At 59.8% G+C, this 18,308-nt stretch carries 16 protein-coding genes and 1 pseudogene; 10 read left to right on the top strand and 7 right to left on the bottom strand.

Annotated elements, in window-relative coordinates:
- Window positions 1-10: 10 nt before the first annotated feature.
- Window positions 11-454: a hypothetical protein gene (locus HB633_RS31045; RefSeq protein ID WP_346730364.1), complete on the bottom strand. Its 444-nt coding sequence runs from the start codon at window positions 452-454 to the stop codon at window positions 11-13.
- A 292-nt stretch (window positions 455-746) separates the two neighbouring features.
- On the opposite strand from HB633_RS31045, the gene ompR reads away from it, so the two are divergent.
- The 4 genes from ompR to HB633_RS25645 all read left to right on the top strand — a co-directional run bounded on the left by ompR (window position 747) and on the right by HB633_RS25645 (window position 4,317).
- Complete coding sequence (gene ompR, locus HB633_RS25660; RefSeq protein WP_056353156.1) at window positions 747-1,472, top strand: two-component system response regulator OmpR; 726 nt, start codon at window positions 747-749, stop codon at window positions 1,470-1,472.
- A gap of 80 nt (window positions 1,473-1,552) precedes the next feature.
- On the top strand, window positions 1,553-2,914 hold the full coding sequence (locus HB633_RS25655; RefSeq protein ID WP_213780914.1) for an ATP-binding protein: 1,362 nt from the start codon (window positions 1,553-1,555) through the stop codon (window positions 2,912-2,914).
- 220 nt (window positions 2,915-3,134) lie between these two features.
- Window positions 3,135-3,683 (top strand): peroxiredoxin, encoded by a 549-nt coding sequence (locus HB633_RS25650; protein ID WP_056353153.1) that lies wholly within the window; start codon window positions 3,135-3,137, stop codon window positions 3,681-3,683.
- Window positions 3,684-3,792: 109 nt separating this feature from the next.
- On the top strand, window positions 3,793-4,317 hold the full coding sequence (locus HB633_RS25645) for a carboxymuconolactone decarboxylase family protein (protein ID WP_213780912.1): 525 nt from the start codon (window positions 3,793-3,795) through the stop codon (window positions 4,315-4,317).
- A 51-nt stretch (window positions 4,318-4,368) separates the two neighbouring features.
- Here HB633_RS25645 and ispF read toward each other — a convergent pair whose 3' ends face one another.
- Together ispF and ispD are read right to left on the bottom strand one after the other, a co-directional pair.
- Complete coding sequence (ispF, locus tag HB633_RS25640) at window positions 4,369-4,860, bottom strand: 2-C-methyl-D-erythritol 2,4-cyclodiphosphate synthase (RefSeq protein WP_213780910.1); 492 nt, start codon at window positions 4,858-4,860, stop codon at window positions 4,369-4,371.
- Between the two features lie 41 nt (window positions 4,861-4,901).
- On the bottom strand, window positions 4,902-5,615 hold the full coding sequence (gene ispD / locus HB633_RS25635; RefSeq protein WP_213780908.1) for a 2-C-methyl-D-erythritol 4-phosphate cytidylyltransferase: 714 nt from the start codon (window positions 5,613-5,615) through the stop codon (window positions 4,902-4,904).
- Window positions 5,616-5,725: 110 nt separating this feature from the next.
- Here ispD and mfd point away from each other — a divergent pair, with 110 nt between their 5' ends.
- Genes mfd through HB633_RS25610 form a run of 5 tightly spaced genes read left to right on the top strand, consistent with a single transcriptional unit; the run spans window position 5,726 to window position 11,965 of the window.
- Complete coding sequence (mfd, locus tag HB633_RS25630; RefSeq protein WP_213780906.1) at window positions 5,726-9,217, top strand: transcription-repair coupling factor; 3,492 nt, start codon at window positions 5,726-5,728, stop codon at window positions 9,215-9,217.
- 50 nt (window positions 9,218-9,267) lie between these two features.
- Window positions 9,268-10,494, top strand: coding sequence for an acetylornithine deacetylase (gene argE / locus HB633_RS25625; RefSeq protein WP_213780905.1), 1,227 nt, complete (start codon window positions 9,268-9,270; stop codon window positions 10,492-10,494).
- A 4-nt stretch (window positions 10,495-10,498) separates the two neighbouring features.
- Window positions 10,499-10,789: a nucleotidyltransferase domain-containing protein gene (locus tag HB633_RS25620; RefSeq protein ID WP_213780904.1), complete on the top strand. Its 291-nt coding sequence runs from the start codon at window positions 10,499-10,501 to the stop codon at window positions 10,787-10,789.
- On the top strand, window positions 10,786-10,935 hold the full coding sequence (locus HB633_RS25615) for a hypothetical protein (protein WP_213781063.1): 150 nt from the start codon (window positions 10,786-10,788) through the stop codon (window positions 10,933-10,935). The genes HB633_RS25620 and HB633_RS25615 overlap by 4 nt, the downstream gene beginning before the upstream one ends.
- 10 nt (window positions 10,936-10,945) lie before the next feature.
- A complete protein-coding gene (locus HB633_RS25610; protein ID WP_213781053.1) occupies window positions 10,946-11,965 on the top strand; it encodes a pyridoxal-phosphate dependent enzyme in 1,020 nt (339 codons plus the stop codon).
- Here HB633_RS25610 and HB633_RS25605 read toward each other — a convergent pair.
- The 4 genes and pseudogenes from HB633_RS25605 to HB633_RS25590 all read right to left on the bottom strand — a co-directional run bounded on the left by HB633_RS25605 (window position 11,962) and on the right by HB633_RS25590 (window position 16,126).
- Window positions 11,962-12,780 carry an ABC transporter permease subunit gene (locus HB633_RS25605; RefSeq protein WP_213781051.1) on the bottom strand — a complete coding sequence of 273 codons (819 nt, stop codon included), beginning with the start codon at window positions 12,778-12,780 and terminating at the stop codon, window positions 11,962-11,964. The genes HB633_RS25610 and HB633_RS25605 overlap by 4 nt on opposite strands.
- Window positions 12,780-13,694: an ABC transporter permease subunit gene (locus tag HB633_RS25600; RefSeq protein WP_213780903.1), complete on the bottom strand. Its 915-nt coding sequence runs from the start codon at window positions 13,692-13,694 to the stop codon at window positions 12,780-12,782. Before HB633_RS25600 ends, HB633_RS25605 begins: the two co-directional genes overlap by 1 nt.
- Window positions 13,691-14,776, bottom strand: a pseudogene (gene potA, locus HB633_RS25595) (polyamine ABC transporter ATP-binding protein); the annotation flags it as partial. The gene HB633_RS25600 and the pseudogene potA, both read right to left, overlap by 4 nt.
- 261 nt (window positions 14,777-15,037) lie before the next feature.
- The gene (locus tag HB633_RS25590; RefSeq protein ID WP_213781050.1) at window positions 15,038-16,126 is read right to left on the bottom strand and encodes a polyamine ABC transporter substrate-binding protein; all 1,089 of its coding nucleotides are present in this window, start codon (window positions 16,124-16,126) and stop codon (window positions 15,038-15,040) included.
- A gap of 551 nt (window positions 16,127-16,677) precedes the next feature.
- On the opposite strand from HB633_RS25590, the gene HB633_RS25585 reads away from it, so the two are divergent.
- Window positions 16,678-18,027, top strand: coding sequence for an Nramp family divalent metal transporter (locus tag HB633_RS25585; RefSeq protein ID WP_213780901.1), 1,350 nt, complete (start codon window positions 16,678-16,680; stop codon window positions 18,025-18,027).
- Window positions 18,028-18,308 lie beyond the last annotated feature (281 nt).

Here is an 18,308-nt window from a genome sequence, read left to right as displayed (position 1 = left end):
CGGATGGCGCTCACCGCTTATATAGGTCCCGCACCGCCTCTTCGATGTGCTGGCGCAAGAGCCTGCGTTCATCGGCGGTCATTACGCCATGCCTCGGAGGACGTTCGGGCGGCTGCGGGTCGACAGGCGGCGGTTGCATGACAGGCATTTGCTGCGCGTGGGTATTCCCCGGCTGTTTTCCCATTCGATGCTGGGCGCGCATAAGCCGGCCATCGAAACTGCGATTTTTTTGAGCGCGCGTATTTGAACCGCCTGAACCGCTGGAATTCGGGTTCTCACCAACATCTGAATTCAAATAACTCGATGACGACGCCCACGACGAATCTGGCCGGTCAAAAGCCGACGCATTGCGATTAGAGGATTGGGATGGTTGTGCGAAAACACTGCGCACGGCAAACACGGCGTAAAACGCGCTAGCGATTAGCGTTAGTCGGATGATGCGCATGTTGCGCACAGGTTTGCGCCGCCGCGCTCCCTTCATGTTGTTCCCTTCATTGCTCGACAACCGGACAGTCTCAGGCTCTTTGGCGTGCTTGCGTGGCAGGCAAGGTGGACGGTCATGCCGCCATGATGCTGACGCGCAATCGTTGTACTAATGGAGTATCTACCGAATGACGGGCTTAGGTAAAGGAGTGTACGCATAGAACCTTTACGCCGTGCCACAGTCCCCGTAAATTTTGTAACTATCTGTTACCTTATAATTCACGCAAACTCGCTCCTCTTTCTAATCGCGCTAAGATGCCGACATGGAAACCAAAAATCCCTCAAAAATACTCGTAGTCGACGACGATCCCCGTTTGCGCGATCTTTTACGGCGTTATCTCGGCGAACAGGGCTTTAATGTCTATGTCGCTGAAAATGCGCCGTCGATGAATAAGCTCTGGGTTCGCGAACGTTTCGACCTGCTCGTGCTCGACCTGATGTTGCCGGGGGAAGACGGCCTGTCGATCTGCCGGCGTCTGCGCGGCAGCAACGACCGCACGCCGATCATCATGCTCACGGCGAAGGGTGAAGACGTGGATCGTATTGTCGGCCTCGAAATGGGCGCCGACGATTACCTTCCTAAGCCGTTCAATCCGCGTGAGCTTGTAGCGCGAATTCACGCCGTGCTGCGGCGCCAGTCGCCCTCGGAATTGCCGGGCGCACCGTCCGAAACCGCCGAAGTGTTTGAATTCGGTGAGTTTGCGCTGAATCTCGCGACGCGCACGCTGACCAAGAACGGTCAGGAAATCCCTTTGACCACGGGTGAGTTTTCCGTGTTGAAGGTTTTCGCGCGGCATCCGCGTGCGCCGCTGTCACGTGAAAAACTGATGGAACTGGCTCGCGGGCGCGAATACGAAGTGTTCGACCGCAGTCTCGATGTCCAGATTTCCCGTTTGCGCAAGCTGATCGAGCCGGATCCGAGCAGCCCGCGGTTTATCCAGACGGTGTGGGGTCTGGGCTACGTCTTCATCCCAGACGGCGCGGCTTGAGAATTGAGTACCAGTTGAGTTCTGATTGAGTCCTCGCAAACGCGCTTCATGCGCGCCACAAGCACGAGCATCAACGACCCATGCGGATTGACAGGCGGCTACTGACGCTCGCGTTCGGCGGCCTGTTCTGGCGGACGTTCGCCCTTATCGCGCTATTGATCGCGGTGAGCATTGCCGCGTGGTTCCAGAGCTTTCGGGTAATCGAGCGCGAGCCGCGCGCGCAGCGCGTGGCGTTGCAGCTCGTCGCCGTGGTCAAGCTCACACGCACCGCCCTCCTTTATTCCGATCCCGATCTGCGCCGCGCTCTGCTGCAGGATCTTGAGAGCAATGAAGGCGTGCGCGTGTATCCGCGCGAAACCACGGATAAATACCGCCTCCAGCCGGATGAATCACTGAACCGGCTGATCGAACGCGATGTACGGGGGCGCCTTGGCAACGACACGGTGATCGCGCAGTCGGTGAACGACATTCCGGGCGTGTGGATCAGCTTCAAGATCGACGACGACGATTATTGGGTCGCGCTCGACCGGGATCAGCTCGATACCGTCACAGGCCTGCAATGGGCCGGCTGGGGCATCTTTGCGCTGGCGTTGTCGCTGTTCGGCGCGGCGTTCATCACCAGTCTCGTCAACAGGCCGTTCGCGCGCCTCGCGCTCGCCGCCCGCAAGGTGGGCTCGGGGCAGTCGCCCGAGCCGTTGCCTGAGCGCGGCATGGGTGTTGCCGCCGAAACCAATCGAAGTTTCAATCAGATGGTGCAGGACCTCGAGCAACTCGACGCCGATCGCGCGCTGATGCTCGCCGGCATCTCGCACGACTTGCGCACGCCGCTCGCGCGTCTGCGCCTTGAAACCGAGATGAGCCCGTCCGACGAAGCGACGAAACTCGCGATGGTCGATGACATCGAACAGATGGACATGATCATCGGGCGTTTTCTCGACTACGCGCGGCCAATGCAGCGCATGGCCGAAGCCGTGGACCTTTCTATGATCGGCGGCGAGATGACCGCGCGCTTCCTGACCGAAGAAGGCGTGGTGATGAAAACCGAGCTTGCGCCGGGCGCGATCATCGAGGGCGATCCAACCGATGTGCGCCGCGTGATCGGCAACCTGCTGGAGAACGCGCGCAAATACGGCCGCAGCGCCGCCGACGACGTCGCGCGCATCACGCTGCAGACGCGGGTGAACCACGGGCGTGTGGAGTTATCAGTGACGGACGAGGGGCGCGGCATTCCTGAAGACCAGGTCGCGCTGATCACGCGGCCGTTTTATCGCGTCGATACAGCCCGCACGCAGGCCAACGGAACCGGATTGGGCATGGCGATCGTGCAGCGGTTGGTAACGCGCCAGCGCGGCACGCTGCGGCTGCGCAACCGCGCGCCATTTCCCGGTTTTGAAGTCACCATCGACTTCCCGGCTATGGAAAAGCGAACGCTGCGTTCCTGACGCGCCCCATTGTTTCAAATACCTATCGGTCCATTCGTTAAAAGCTATTTGGGGTGTTAGTCAAAATCTATTGATACCATTGCCCAATAGGGCTATAGTGGAATTCGTTCAACGCAGCGCTCTCGCCAGTTCATCGGCCTTGAGTTAATGCTGCGTCATGTGAGCGTTACAGCGATCAGGTAGTCTTGGTTTTTCTTCCAACGAGCACAGGAGTATTCATATGAAGACCGTGGGCGATAAAGTCGAAGCTTTCACCGTTACTGCTGCCAAGCCGGGTTTCAACAATCACGAAGAAAATGGCGTTTCGGCATTCGAAGAAATTACCGAACAGTCGTTTCCTGGCAAGTGGAAGATCCTGTATTTCTACCCGAAGGACTTCACGTTCGTTTGCCCGACGGAAATCGTCGAGTTCGGCAAGCTGAACAGCGACTTCGCTGACCGTGACGCAGTGCTGCTCGGCGGCAGCGTCGACAACGAATTCGTGAAACTGGCATGGCGCCGCGAACACAAAGACCTGAGCAAGCTGAACCACTACTCGTTCGGCGACGTAAAGGGCGAATTGATCGACCAGCTGGGCGTGCGCGACAAGGAAGCCGGCGTGGCGTTGCGCGCAACGTTCATCATCGATCCGGACAATGTGATTCAGCACGTTTCGGTGAACAACCTGAACGTCGGCCGCAATCCGGAAGAAGTCCTGCGGATTCTTGACGGACTGCAAACAGACGAACTCTGCCCGTGCAACCGCGCTGTCGGCGGTACGACGCTGTAAGTTGCATTCAAGGCGGCGAGGCCTTCATGCCTTAGCGCCCCAGCCCGCCTGACTGCGAGTAAGCTCGAGCCGGCGGGCTTTTTTATCGGTTACTGGATAGGAGAAATTTATGGAATTCCTCGCATCGATTAAAGAACTGATTCCCGATTATGCAAAGGACATCCGGCTGAATGTAGACGGAACGATCGCGCGGTCATCGTTGGAAGGCAATGACGCCGTGGGCGTGGCGCTCGCGGCCGCTTATGCCGCGAAAGCTACGAAGATCGTGGCCCTGATTCGCGAGTCGGGCGTGTTGTCTGCCGAAGAAGCGAACGGCGCGTTGACCGCAGCCGCGTTGATGGGCATGAACAACGTGTGGTACCCGTATCTGGAAATGGCCGATAACGCGGATCTGAAAACGCAGCCTGCCAACCTGCGGATGAACGCTTATGCAACGCACGGCGGCCTGGACAAGCGGCGCTTCGAGATGTTTGCGCTGGCGGCGTCGATTGTCGGGAAATGCCATTTCTGCGTGAAATCGCACTACGAAAATCTCGTCGGCGAAGGCATGAGCACGACGCAACTGCGCGATGTCGGGCGCATTGCCGCGGTGATCGTCGCAGCTCAATTGGCGATTACTGCTGAAGGAAAGTAGGTCAAAGAAGCGCGCTGGAGGAGTCTCCGGCGCGCCTATCAAAAACAGCGTTCAAGCATCAATTCCCGTACGCATCAACAGCACCGCCGCCTGCGCTTCAATGCCCTCTTTTCGTCCCAGATAGCCCAGCTTCTCATTGGTCTTGGCCTTGACGTTCACGCGACTCAAGGGCAATTCCAGATCCTCCGCGATATTCGCACGAATTGCCTCGATAAACGGCGCGAGCTTCGGCGCCTGGGCAATCACCGTCGAATCGACGTTCATGATCGCGAAGCCCGCCTCCGAAACCCGCGAAAACGCCTCGCGCAATAAAACGCGGCTATCGGCGCCCGAAAATTCGGCATCGGTATCGGGGAAATGGCGGCCTATGTCGCCCATTGCGGCCGCGCCGAACAAGGCATCCGTGATTGCGTGCAGCAGGACATCGGCGTCCGAATGCCCGAGCAAACCTCGCTCGTAGGGAATAGTCACCCCGCCAATAATCAGCGGCCGCCCTTCGACCAGCTGGTGAACGTCGTAGCCTTGTCCGATTCTGAAATCCATCGATAAATCCTAAAAGGTTAAGCGGGTGAGCAAATTGAAAATCAGGCAGCGCCCAGCATCGCGCTCGCAAGCGCAAAATCTTCAGGGTAGGTCACCTTGAAGTTGCGCAAACTTCCCTGAATCAAACGCGGCGCATGGCCGAGCCATTCGATGGCGCTGGCTTCATCGGTGAGATCGTGGCCGTCTTGCTGGGCACGCGTGATTGCATCGCGCAACATGCCGAGCCGGAACATTTGCGGCGTCTGCGCCTGCCACAAGCCATTGCGCGATTCGGTGCGGGCGATGCGCCCTTCGTCGTGCGCCGCGCCTTCAGCCTCGATGCGTTTCAACGTATCCGCCACCGGCAGCGCCAAAATCCCGCCAACGGGATCGTTCTTTAGTTCGCCCACGAGTTTGCGGACCATTTCGGGCGTGAGGCCCGGGCGTGCCGCGTCGTGCACGAGGACCCAGTCGTCGTCGCGCGCGCCAAAACCGGCAAGCGCGGCAAGCCCGTTGAACACCGACGCCTGCCGGCTCGCGCCGCCGCAGCGTTGCACGGCAAACCGCAGGCCGGCGAAACGGCGGTCATCGAAGTGGTGATCGTTCGGCGCCAGGACCACGAGCGTCTGGGCGAATTCCGAGCAGGCATCGAAGGCGGCGAGCGAATATCGCAGCATCGGATGGCGGCCGACGGTCTGATATTGCTTTGGCATGGGTGCGCCGGAACGGCTGCCGGTACCGGCGCAAGGGATGAGGGCGAACAGGCGGGAAGTCACGAGTTGAAAACGCCCAAGTCAAAAGTGAAGCCCGGATTTTATAATAGGTCTATCGCGACCATGCCGGTCCCGCATGCACTTTCGCACGCGAACGGTTCCCCGCACACTTTATGCCCTCAAAAGCCGTCAGTTTGCAGTCAACGTCTCCCATCGCACTCGTCAAGGCCGGTCAGCGCTTTGTTTTCGACGGCGCCACCGGTTCCTCGGACGCCCTTGCGCTCGCGCGTTATCACCTCGCGAACCGCGAAAACGTCCCATTGCTGGTCGTCATGTGCGCAAGCGCAGTGGATTCGCAGCGTCTTTCCGTCGAAATTCCGTTCTTCGCGCCGGACGCCCGCGTGCGGCTGCTGCCCGACTGGGAAACACTTCCGTACGACACGTTTTCGCCGCATCAAGATCTGGTTTCGGCGCGTCTCGCAACGCTGCACGATCTGGGCGAAGGCAGATGCGACATCCTGCTCGTGCCCGCCACCACGGCGTTGTACAGGATGCCGCCGGCGTCGTTTCTGGCAGCGTACACGTTTTCGTTCACGCAGGGCGAGCGGCTCAACGAGGCGAAACTCAAGAGCCAGTTGACGCTCGCCGGCTACGAGCACGTAAGTCAGGTCGTGCGTCCGGGCGAATATTGCGTGCGTGGATCGTTGCTGGATCTGTTCCCCATGGGCTCGCCTTTGCCCTACCGGATCGATCTGTTCGACGATCAGGTCGATTCCATCCGCGCCTTCGATCCCGATACGCAGCGCAGCCTGTATCCGGTTCGCGACGTTCGCCTGCTGCCGGGCCGCGAATTCCCCTTCGATGAACCCGCCCGCACTGCCTTCCGCAGTCGCTGGCGTGAGGTTTTCGAGGGCGATCCAAGCCGTTCGTCGATATACAAGGACATCGGCAACGGCGTGCCTGCGGCGGGTATCGAGTATTCCCTGCCTTTGTTCTTCGATGAAACCGCCACGCTTTTCCATTATTTGCCCGAGAACGCGCAACTGGCGTTTGTCGGCGACATGGACGCGGCCATCAAACGCTTCACCAACGACACGAAGCAGCGCTACAACTTCCTGTCGCATGACCGTGAACGGCCGTTACTGGAACCCAAGCGCCTTTTTCTCTCCGACGACGATTTCTTTTCCTTCGCCAAACCGTTTGCGCAGATCAAGTTTCCGCCCTCGCCCGAAGGCGGCTGGGCGGTGCCGTTGCCGGGTCTTGCCGTCGACCGGCACGCTGAGGACCCGTTGCTCGCGTTGCGCCATTACCTGGAGCAAACGCCGAATCGCGTGTTGCTCGCCACGGAATCGGCCGGACGGCGCGAGACGATCCAGCAGCTTCTCGCCGACAACGGCTTGCGCGGCGCGATCGACGACACGTTCCAGCAATGGCTCACCGGCGACGCCAGGTTTTCTCTAGGCGTCGCGCCGCTCGCGAACGGCTTCGTCCTGCCCGGCGAAGGCATCTCGATCGTCACGGAGACCGAGCTTTACGGACAGCTCACGCGCCGCGCCGGACGACGCCGCCAGGAACAGGCAAGCAACGTCGATTCGATGGTGCGCGATCTTTCCGAGCTGAAGATCGGCGACCCTGTGGTGCATACGCAGCACGGGATCGGGCGCTACATGGGTCTCGTTTCGATGGATCTCGGCGAAGGTGAAACCGAGTTCCTGCATCTGCAGTATCAGAACGAAACCAAGCTGTACGTGCCGGTTGCGCAGCTTCACGTGATTTCGCGCTACAGCGGCGCGGACCCGGATACGGCGCCTTTGCATACGCTTGGCTCCGGCCAGTGGGACAAGGCGAAACGCAAGGCCGCGCAGCAGATCCGCGATACCGCCGCCGAATTGCTCAACCTTTACGCGCGCCGGGCGCTGCGCCAGGGTCACGCGTTCCCGCTCGAAGCGCGCGACTACGCGAAGTTCGCGGAGAGTTTCGGCTTCGAGGAGACGCCCGATCAGGCCGCGGCGATCGCGGCGGTTATCGGCGATATGACGAGTGGCAAGCCGATGGACCGTCTGGTGTGCGGCGACGTGGGTTTCGGCAAGACGGAAGTGGCGCTGCGGGCGGCGTTCATTGCGGTGCTTGGCGGCAAACAGGTCGCGATTCTCTCGCCGACCACCCTGCTCGCCGAACAGCACACGAACACCTTCACCGACCGCTTCGCCGACTGGCCCGTGAAGATCGCCGAGTTGTCCCGTTTCAAGAGCACGAAGGAAGTGGCGGGATCGATCCAGGCAATCAACGACGGCACCGTCGATATCGTCATCGGCACGCACAAGCTGCTTTCCGGCGATGTCGTGTTCAAGCGGCTGGGCCTCGTGATCATCGACGAGGAACATCGCTTTGGTGTGCGCCAGAAGGAAGCGCTGAAGGCGCTACGCGCGGAAGTCGATGTCCTCACGCTCACCGCGACGCCGATTCCCCGCACGCTCGGCATGGCGCTGGAGGGCTTGCGCGACTTCTCGATCATCGCAACCGCGCCGCAAAAACGGCTCGCAATCAAGACGTTCGTGCGCCGCGAGGAAGACGGTGTGATTCGCGAGGCGATGCTGCGCGAACTGAAACGCGGCGGCCAGGTTTATTTCCTGCACAACGAAGTCGAAACCATCGAGAACCGCCGTTCGATGCTCGAAAAACTCGTGCCCGAAGCACGCATTGCGGTTGCGCATGGACAAATGCACGAGCGCGAACTCGAACGCGTGATGCGCGATTTCGTCGGCCAGCGCGCGAACGTGCTGCTGTGCACGACGATTATCGAAACCGGGATCGACGTGCCGAGTGCGAACACAATCCTGATTCATCGCGCCGATAAATTCGGCCTCGCGCAATTGCATCAGTTGCGCGGCCGCGTCGGGCGCTCGCACCATCAGGCGTACGCATACTTGCTCGTGCACGATCCGGCCGCGCTCACCAAACAGGCACAGCGCCGGCTGGAAGCGATCCAGCAAATGGAAGAACTGGGTTCGGGCTTCTATCTCGCGATGCACGATCTGGAAATTCGCGGCACGGGCGAAGTGCTCGGCGACAAACAATCGGGCGAGATCCACGAGATCGGCTTCCAGCTCTACACCGACATGCTCAACGACGCCGTGCGCGCGCTGAAGGAAGGCCGCGAGCCGGACCTGAACGCGCCGCTCGCCGCCACGACCGAGATCAACCTGCACGCACCCGCGATCCTCCCCGCCGACTATTGCGGCGACGTGCAGGAACGTTTGTCGCTGTACAAGCGCATGGCCAATTGCGAATCGAGCGATGCCATCGACTCGATCCTGGAAGAGCTCATCGACCGTTTTGGGAAGCTGCCGCCGCAAGCGAACGCGCTGGTCGAAACCCACAAGTTGCGGCTTGCCGCGAAACCGCTTGGCATCATGAAGATCGATGCCGCCGAGCACGTGATCTCGCTGCAGTTCGTGCCGAACCCGCCTATCGATGCAATGAAGATCATCGAGATGGTGCAGAAGAACAAGCACATCAAGCTCGCGGGCCAGGACAAGCTGCGCATTGAAGTGCGTAGTCCGGATCTCGCCGTGCGTATTTCCACGGTCAAGGAAACGTTGCGCGCGCTCGGCGCGCCGGTACGGCAGCAGAAACCGGCCGCCGCCATCGCGCCTTCGCGTTAGTTTTTATTGTTCTTCGGTATCATCGAAAACTGAAAATCAAGGAGAGTGTCATGTCGCAGATCGCTGAATCGACGGCTTCCGTCGCCCAAACACCTTCCTCTGAACCGGCGTCGCTGCCCTGGATCAAGAAGCTCGTTTCCTTCGATACCGTCAGCCGCAACCCGAACATGGGCCTGATCGAAACCGTGCGCGACGAGCTGCGCGCGGCGGGCGTCGAAAGCACGCTCACCACCGACCCGACCGGCAAATGGGCCAATCTGTTCGCGACCGTTCCCGCGCATGACGGCGCGACGAACGGCGGCATCGTGCTGTCGGGACACACGGACGTGGTGCCGGTCGATGGCCAGAAATGGGACAGCGATCCGTTCAAGCCCGAGGTCCGCGACGGCCTGCTGTACGGTCGCGGCACGTGCGACATGAAGGGGTTTATCGGCGCGGCCCTGACGTTGCTGCCGAAGATGCAGGCGACAAAACTCGCGCGCCCGATTCACTTCGCTCTCTCCTTCGATGAAGAAATCGGCTGTGCCGGCGCACCGTTGATGATCACCGATTTGCAAAAGCGCGGCTTGAGTCCGGAAGGCTGCATTGTCGGCGAGCCGACGAGCATGCGGCCGATCATCGCGCACAAGGGGATCAACGCCTATAACTGCTGCGTGCGCGGGTTCGCGGCGCATTCATCGTTGACGCCGAAGGGGTTGAACGCGATCGAATATGCGGCGCGGTTGATCTGCTACATCCGCGATATCGCCGACGAATTCCGGGCCCAAGGTCCGTTCGACGAACAGTACGACGTGCCCTTCACCACCGCGCAAACGAGCACGATCAGCGGCGGCAACGCGATCAACACGGTGCCGGCGGAATGCAACTTCGCGTTCGAATTCCGCAACTTGCCGACGCTCGATCCGGAACCGATCTATCAGCGCATCGAAAAATACGCGCGCGAAGAACTGCTGCCGAAGATGCAAAAGGAACACGCCAACGCGGCGATCGAGTTCTCGAAGATTGCAGCGGCGCCGGGGCTGGATGCATCCGAGCAAGCGGCCATCTCGCAGCTCGTGCGCGCGCTGACGGAGAATCAGGAAAAGCGCAAGGTTGCGTACGGCACGGAAGCGGGGTTGTTTCAGCTGGCCGGCGTGCCGAGCATTGTGTGCGGGCCGGGCAACATCGAACAGGCGCACAAGGCGAACGAATATGTATCGCTGGAACAGCTCGTGGCTTGCGAGGCGTTTTTGGGCAAGTTCATTCACAGCATGTCGGTTGAGGCGCAGGCGCGTTGACACGATGAGACCCTCCGCCGCCCTTGATCCGAAACGCAATACTGTGCGCGAAGCGCTTGGCCGTTTTCACGCAGCTAACCCGCGTGTGTTCGGCTCCGTTCTGCATGGCACTGATCTGGATGGCAGCGATCTTGACTTGCTGGTCGACGCCCTCCCCGGTGCAACGCTGTTCGACCTGGGCGGCTTGCAAATGGAATTGGAGGAAGTGCTCGGCGTGGCCGTTGATCTGCTCACGCCGGGCGATCTCCCGGTTAAATTTCGAGAGCAAGTGTTAGCAGAAGCGGCGCCGGTATGAGCGAAAATATCCGTCTTCCCGACTACCTCGACCATATCAAGCAAGCGGCGATGGACGCATGCATTTTTGTCAATGGAATGGACAAGTCCAGCTTCCTGGAAGACAAAAACGCAGCTTCGAATCGTTCCTCCTCAACGCCGGAATAGAAACACGCATATCGCCATGTCCACAGCCCATCACCCCGACCAGACCATCGACGGCACGCCGATCCCAACCCTCGACGACATCGCCGGGCAGCACATGGCGCTCGCGCCGTGGGTCGCGCGCACGCCGACCTTCGAGCGTCACGACTTCCCCACCCTCGAAGGCACGCCGGTCAACTTCAAGTTCGAGCTGCTGCAGGTTGGCGGCACGTTCAAGACGCGCGGCGCGTTCTCGCATCTCCTGGCGTTGTCCGAGAGCGAACGCAACGCGGGCGTGACGTGTGTATCGGCGGGAAATCATGCTGTGGCCGTCGCGTATGCCGCAATGCGGCTGGAGATCGGCGCGAAGGTCGTGATGATCAAGACGGCGAGCCCGGCACGCATTGCGCTGTGCCGGCGTTTCGGCGCCGAAGTCGTGATGGCGGAAAACGGCGCGGAAGCGTTCGAGATCGTGCGGAAGATCGAAGCCGAGGAAGGACGCTATTTCGTGCATCCGTTCAACGGATACCGGACCGTCCTGGGGACGTCCACGCTGGGTTACGAATGGACTTCGCAGGCGCCCGATCTCGATGCGGTGATCTTGCCCATCGGCGGCGGCGGGCTGGCAGCGGGTGTATCGCTGGCATTCAGGCTCGCGAATCCGGCCATACATGTATTCGGCGTCGAGCCCGAAGGCGCCGATGCAATGGGCCAGAGCTTCGCGGCGAACCACACGGTGAAGATGGGCGCAATGCAGAGCATCGCGGATTCACTGATGGCACCGCATACCGAGGAATATAGCTACGAGCTGTGCCGGCGGCATATCGACCGGCTAGTGACGGTCACCGACAACGACCTGCGCCACGCCATGCTCCACCTGTTCAACGAGCTGAAGCTGGCCGTGGAGCCGGCATGCGCCGCCGCGACGGCAGCGCTCCTCGGGCCGTTGCGCGAAACACTGGAGGGGAAACGCGTCGGGGTCCTGCTGTGCGGCACGAACACCGACCCGGCGACGCTGAACAAACATCTTTCGATGGCCGATCAAAACCGCTAAAGCACGTTGGTCAGCCGCTTTCGCTCGTTCCTCTGCATGACGTAGTTGGCGCCAATCACGCCAACCGTCACAAACGCAATAAACAAGGTGGCAAGCGCGTTCATTTCGGGATTCAACCCGAGCCGGACGCGCGAAAACACCACCAGCGGCAACGTGGTCGAGCCCGGTCCGGACAAGAACGCGGACAACACGAGGTCATCGATAGAAAGCGTGAACGACAACAGCCACCCCGCTACCAATGCCTGCGATATCAACGGCAACGTGATCGAGAAAAACACTCTTAATGGCGTGGCGCCAAGATCGAGCGCTGCTTCTTCAATCGACGGATTCAATTCCCTGACCCGCGATTCTACGATAATCGCGACGTAGGAAATACACAGCATCACATGTCCAATCCAGATCGTGAATAATCCGCGCCCTGCAGGCCAGCCGAACACCTTCGCCATTTCCACAAACAGCAATAGCAGCGATATCCCCTGAATCACCTCGGGAATCACCAATGGCGCGTTGATCATTCCCGCATACAGGGTAAAGCCGCGAAACCGGCCCATGCGCGCGAGCACATAACCGGCCCATGTCCCAATCACAACCGACGCACACGCCGTAAAAACCGCAATTCGAATCGATAACCACGCCGCATTGATCAGTTCTTCATCATGGACCAGCGCGCGATACCACTTGAATGAAAACTCCGTCCACACCGTGACCAGTTGCGATTCGTTGAACGAATACACGACCAAGCTGATGATCGGAATATAGAGAAACAAGAATCCGATACCGAGAAACGTAAAGCGGAGCGAGCGGCTGGGCTGGATCATGGTTTCTCCTCCAGCTGCTTCGCCTGGTAGTACTGGAACACCGCCATGGGCACGAGCAACAGCAGGACCATCGCGCAAGTGACGGCAGACGCCATGGGCCAGTCGGCGTTATCGAAGAACTCATTCCACATCACGCGGCCAATCATCAAGGTATCCGCGCCGCCGAGCAATTCCGGAATCACGTATTCGCCCACTGCCGGAATGAATACCAGCAAACACCCGGCAATGATCCCGTTTTTCGAAAGCGGCAACGTGATCTGCAAGAACGCTTTCCAGGGCTTCGCGCCAAGATCGTAAGCAGCTTCCAGCAAGGTCAAATCCATTTTCACCAGATGCGCATAAAGCGGCATGACGAGAAACGGTAAATACGAATACACCATGCCGATATAAACCGCGATATTCGTGTGATACAACTCGATGGGGGAATGAATGATCCCCGTCCACATCAGGAAGTTATTCAACAAACCGTTGTTCTTGAGAATCCCGATCCACGCATAAACCCGTATCAGAAACGATGTCCAGAACGGCAGCATCACGGCCATCATCAGCAAATTCCGCGTCGCCGGATTCGATCGCGCGATGTAATACGCCATCGGATAGCCAATCAGCAAGCAAAGCAACGTCGATACCCCCGCGACCAGCAGCGAGTTCATGTACGTTGCGAAATACAGGCTGTCCGTCAGGAGAAACGCGTAATGCGAGAAATCCAGCGCGATACTCAGCACGCCCTCTTTCAACGCCGTCAGTTCCGTATAAGGCGGAATGCCGAGGCGTGAATCGGAGAAACTGATCTTGACGACCAGCAGGAACGGCACGAGAAACAGCAGCACGAGCCACAGATACGGCCCGGCAATCACTGCCGTCCGTCCGGAAAAGCCGAACCGTTGCCGTATTGAATGCAGCGCCTTCATGCTGTGAGCACCACGCCAGCCGACGCCGACCAGCGTACATAGACCTCGTCGTCCCAAGTGGGCGATTCGAGTTCGCCGATCGTCAGGCTCGACAGGTTCGCCACCACCACTTTGCCGCTGTCGAGCTTCACGTGATACAGCGTGTAGCCGCCCATATACGCAATATTCGCGATCGTGCCGCGTCCCCAGTTGTAAGCGCCTTCGGGCGGTTTGCGCGTCAGCGCGATGCGTTCGGGCCTGACCGAAATCGTGACCGGCATGCCGAGCGGCCCGGTGATCCCGTGGTTCACGTACAAGCGCGAAGGCAAGTCCTTCGACTCCACGAATACGTGATCGGGTTCGTCCTCGACCACGTTGCCATCGAAGAGATTGGTCGAGCCGATGAACTCCGCCGTGAAACGACTATTCGGATACTCGTAGACTTCGTGCGGCGTGCCCGTCTGGATGATCTCGCCCTCGCTCATCACCGCGATCCGGCCGGCCATCGTCATGGCTTCTTCCTGGTCGTGCGTGACCATGATGCACGTGACGCCGACTTTATCGAGGATATTCACGAGTTCGATCTGCGTGCGCTGGCGGATCTGTTTGTCGAGCGCGGACATGGGTTCGTCGAGCAGCAGCAGCTTTGGGCGCTTCACAAGACTGCGGGCGAGCGCCACGCGCTGCTGCTGTCCGCCGGACAACTGGTTCGGTTTGCGCTGAGCGTAGCGCGCCATTTGCACGAGTTCGAGCGTCGCATGCACGCGCTCCTTCAATTCCGCGCCACGCACGCCTTCCTGCTTCAGCCCGAACGCAACGTTCGCTTCCACCGACATATGTGGAAAGAGCGCGTACGACTGGAACATCATGTTCGTCGGCCGCCGATACGGCGGCATGGCCGCAAGATCTTCGCCATCGATCAATATCTGCCCCGATGTCACCGACTCGAGCCCTGCGAGCATGCGCAGCAAGGTGGACTTGCCGCAACCGGAACTGCCGAGGAGCGCGAACAGCTCGCCTTTCTTCACCGACAGATTCACGCCCTTCACCGCAACGGTTTCATCGAACTTCTTGACGACATCGACGATCCGTACAAAGTTCTCTTCGGCCCAGTCCGGGCTGCGCATGCCGGGTTCCGGCCGGCGGCCATTGGGAATTCCCGCACCGCTTTGACCACCTTGCCCGGAAGGCACCGCGCTCCACTGCTCACTCATGATCTGCTGCCCAACTCCTGCGCATTTGCGCGTTCGTGCTGCCTCGTTCCACTACGCCTGCTCCTGTACCGACATTCGATCCAGCGACGAACAAAGCCCCCGGATAACCGGGGGCCTCGCGTGAATCGTATGCCTTGCTGCTCCAATGACTTATCGGCCGGACTTCAGCTCCGTCCACAACCGCGTCTGCAAACGCTGGATTTCCGGCGGCAGAGGCTTGAGCAGGAACAGCGTCTTGATCACGTCTTGCGGCGGATAAACAGCGGGATCTTCCGCCACGTCCTTCGATACGAATTTGCGCGCTTCCTTGTTCGCACTCGGGTAATACACCTCGTTCGTGATCGCGGCGTGAACCTGCGGCGTCTCGATGTAATTGATCCATTCGAGCGCGGCTTCCTTGTTCTTTGCATCCTTCGGGATCGCCATGACGTCGAACCACACTGGCGCGCCGCCCTTCGGGATGTAGTACTCGATCTTGAACGCTTTCTTCGCGTCCACCGCCCGGTGCTTGGCGATCACCACGTCGCCGGACCAGCCGTAGGTAAAGCAGACATCGCCGCCCACCAGATCGTTGATATAACCCGACGAGTTGAACTGCGTGATGTACGGGCGGATCTTCTTGAGCATTGCGAGCGCGGCGCGATAGTCGGCCGGGTTCGTGCTCATCGGATCCTTGCCGATGTAATGCAGCGCCGCCGCGAACATCTGGTCGGGCGCATCGAGCACAGACACGCCGCACGCCTTCAGTTTCGAGATGTTCTCCGGCTTGAACAGGATGTCCCAGTTATCGAGCGGAACGTTCTTGCCCAGGATCTGCTGGACTTTGGTCACGTTGTAGCCGAGACCCGTCGTTCCGTACGCCCAGGGCACCGTGTACTGGTTGCCCGGATCGGCGCCGGCGACCAGCGCCATCAGATCCGGATCGAGATATTTGAGGTTGGGCAGCTTGGATTTATCGAGTGGAGAAAAAATGCCGGCGGCGATCTGCTTGCCTGCGTAATTGCTGGTCGGAACCACGATGTCATAGCCCGAATTGCCGGTGAGCAGTTTGGCCTGCAGCGTGTCGTCGCTGTCGTAGTTGTCGTACTTGACCTTCACGCCCGACTGCTTTTCGAAGTTCGGAATGGTGTCCTTGGCAATATAGTCCGACCAGTTGTAGACGTTGAGCTGCGTGTCTTTCGCCGATGCCACCACGGGCACCGTCAAGGCCACTGCACCGGCTGTCGCCAGAGTGGCCATCGCAAGCGCCGCTGCGCCCGCGCGCTTTGACAACTGGTCCGCCAATTTTTCTGCCATATCAGTTTCTCCGTCCTTTCGACTTGCCGACCATTGACCACCCTCGCCCCAATGAACCCTGTGTTGCGAGCTCAATCGAGACTCTGCAAAAAAACGAAAACTATCATCAAAATGCGTCGCACCAAAAAACAATTGGGAGCAATTGTCGCGCAAAGTTCACAGGCACGGCGTCACTACCGGCAAGCACTGGCGCAGGGTGATGCGTTGTGGCTGGAGACTGCGCGTCGCCCTGCACGAACTTCGTAAAGACCACAATGCCGCCATTGAATCTAAAAGCATGTTTGCTTGCGTAATGTCATTATTCGTAGGTTCTCTCGTTGTTATCGAATTGAAAGGCTTTTGTCGCGCCATCCAGGTCTATTTGAAGCGGAACGGTGGTTGCTGGACAGCTTGTCGCGGCGCGCGCTGCAGCAGGCCGCAATAACGTAAGCGCAGGACTCGCCATTTTTTCATCCGCTTCACTTTCCCGTACCGGAAAGAGGCCCCAGAACTGCATGAACACGAATTCGTCCGCTCTCGACCAGACCGGCTCTGCGGACCACCCGCCGTCTGAACCCATCCCCGAGCTCGATCATCGCGGCGGCCCGCCCGACGGTTCTCCGCGTGTCCGTGGGCGCTGGTTTTCCTTCGTCGGCGCGGGTGCGCTGGTCGCAGTCGGCTACATGGACCCGGGAAACTGGGCGACAGCGCTTGGAAGCGGCGCGAAGTACGGCTATCAATTGCTGAGCGTGGTGCTGGCCGCGAGTCTGATGGGGCTGCTGCTGCAATGGGTGGCATCGAAAGTCGGTGTTGTCACCGGACGGGACCTCGCCCAATTGTGCCGCGCGCGCTATAGCCGCCGCACCACCGTTTTTCTCTGGATCACCTGCGAGATCGCGATCATTGCGTGCGATGTCGCCGAAGTCGTCGGCAGCGCCGTGGCCTTGCAACTGCTTCTGGGGGTATCGCTGACGGTCGGGGTGCTGATGTCCGCCGTAGGCACCTTCGCCATGCTCGCGCTGCAAAGCCGCGGCCAACGCCCGTTGCAAATCGTGATCACCACGTTGATCTTTTTCGTGGGCTTTTGCTTCGTGGTCGAACTTGCGCTTGCCAATCCATCCTGGCGTGGCGCGCTGGCCGGCCTCGCGCCGCCAGCGGCGCTCTTGCGCGATGCCGGCATGATCTGGCTCGCGGCGGGTATCCTCGGCGCGACCGTGATGCCGCACAACCTCTACCTGCACTCGGCGCTGGTCAAGGATCACGCGAAAAACGGCGACGACGTAGCCATCTCCGACGCCATGAAAGGCGTGAACATCGATACGTTCGCATCGCTTAGCCTGGCTTTCACGGTGAACGCGTCGCTGTTGATCGTAGCGGCGGCCGTTTTTCACGCGAGTGGTCACTACGACGTGAGCGATCTCGCCGATGCACACCGCCTGATCGCCCCGCTCGTCGGCAGCCAATGGGCAAGCATCATTTTTGCGGCGGCGCTGCTGGCCTGTGGGCTGAACGCGACCGTCACCGGCACGCTCGCCGGCCAGGCGGTGATGGAAGGATTCCTGCAACTGAAAATTGCCCGTTGGGCGCGGGCACTCCTCACCCGCACGCTCGCAATCGGACCGGCGCTGCTGGCAGTCGGTGCATTCGGCGAACATGGTTCCAACCAGCTGCTGGTAGCAAGCCAGGTCGTGCTGAGCCTGCAGTTGCCGCTCGCGGTCATTCCCCTCGTGCGCTTCGCCTCCGATGCTGGCCTCATGGGCCGTTGGCGCGTCAAACGCATTCCGCTCGCACTCGCCTGGATGTGTGCCGGAATCATCGTGGTGCTGAACGTCGCTTTGCTGTGGCAGCTGGTCACCGACGTGTGAACCTGGAACGTCTGAAAACACGTCGAACCCGGCGATTGCCCGTTGCCAAATCACGCAATTTCTTCCGCCCAGGATCGCTTCTTGCTCTAGTTGGCCTTTTTGCACCGCACGTCGGGATAGACCCTCATCGCGTCTACAATTCTGCGTTCCACGACCATCGCCGGGTAAGAAATGCCCGGCGACGCGTGCAAGCAGCGACGTTTTGCGGATGTGAGCCGCGCTAAAAGACGGCAAGGAGAATCGTTTAGTCGTCCCTTGCCGCATCGCCGCGCCCGATGCCA

This window comes from Caballeronia sp. dw_276 (assembly GCF_018449635.1).
Taxonomy (GTDB): Bacteria; Pseudomonadota; Gammaproteobacteria; order Burkholderiales; family Burkholderiaceae; genus Caballeronia.
The sequence above is the reverse complement of the archived record's forward strand: the minus strand, read 5'-3'. Positions and strand labels throughout refer to the sequence as shown.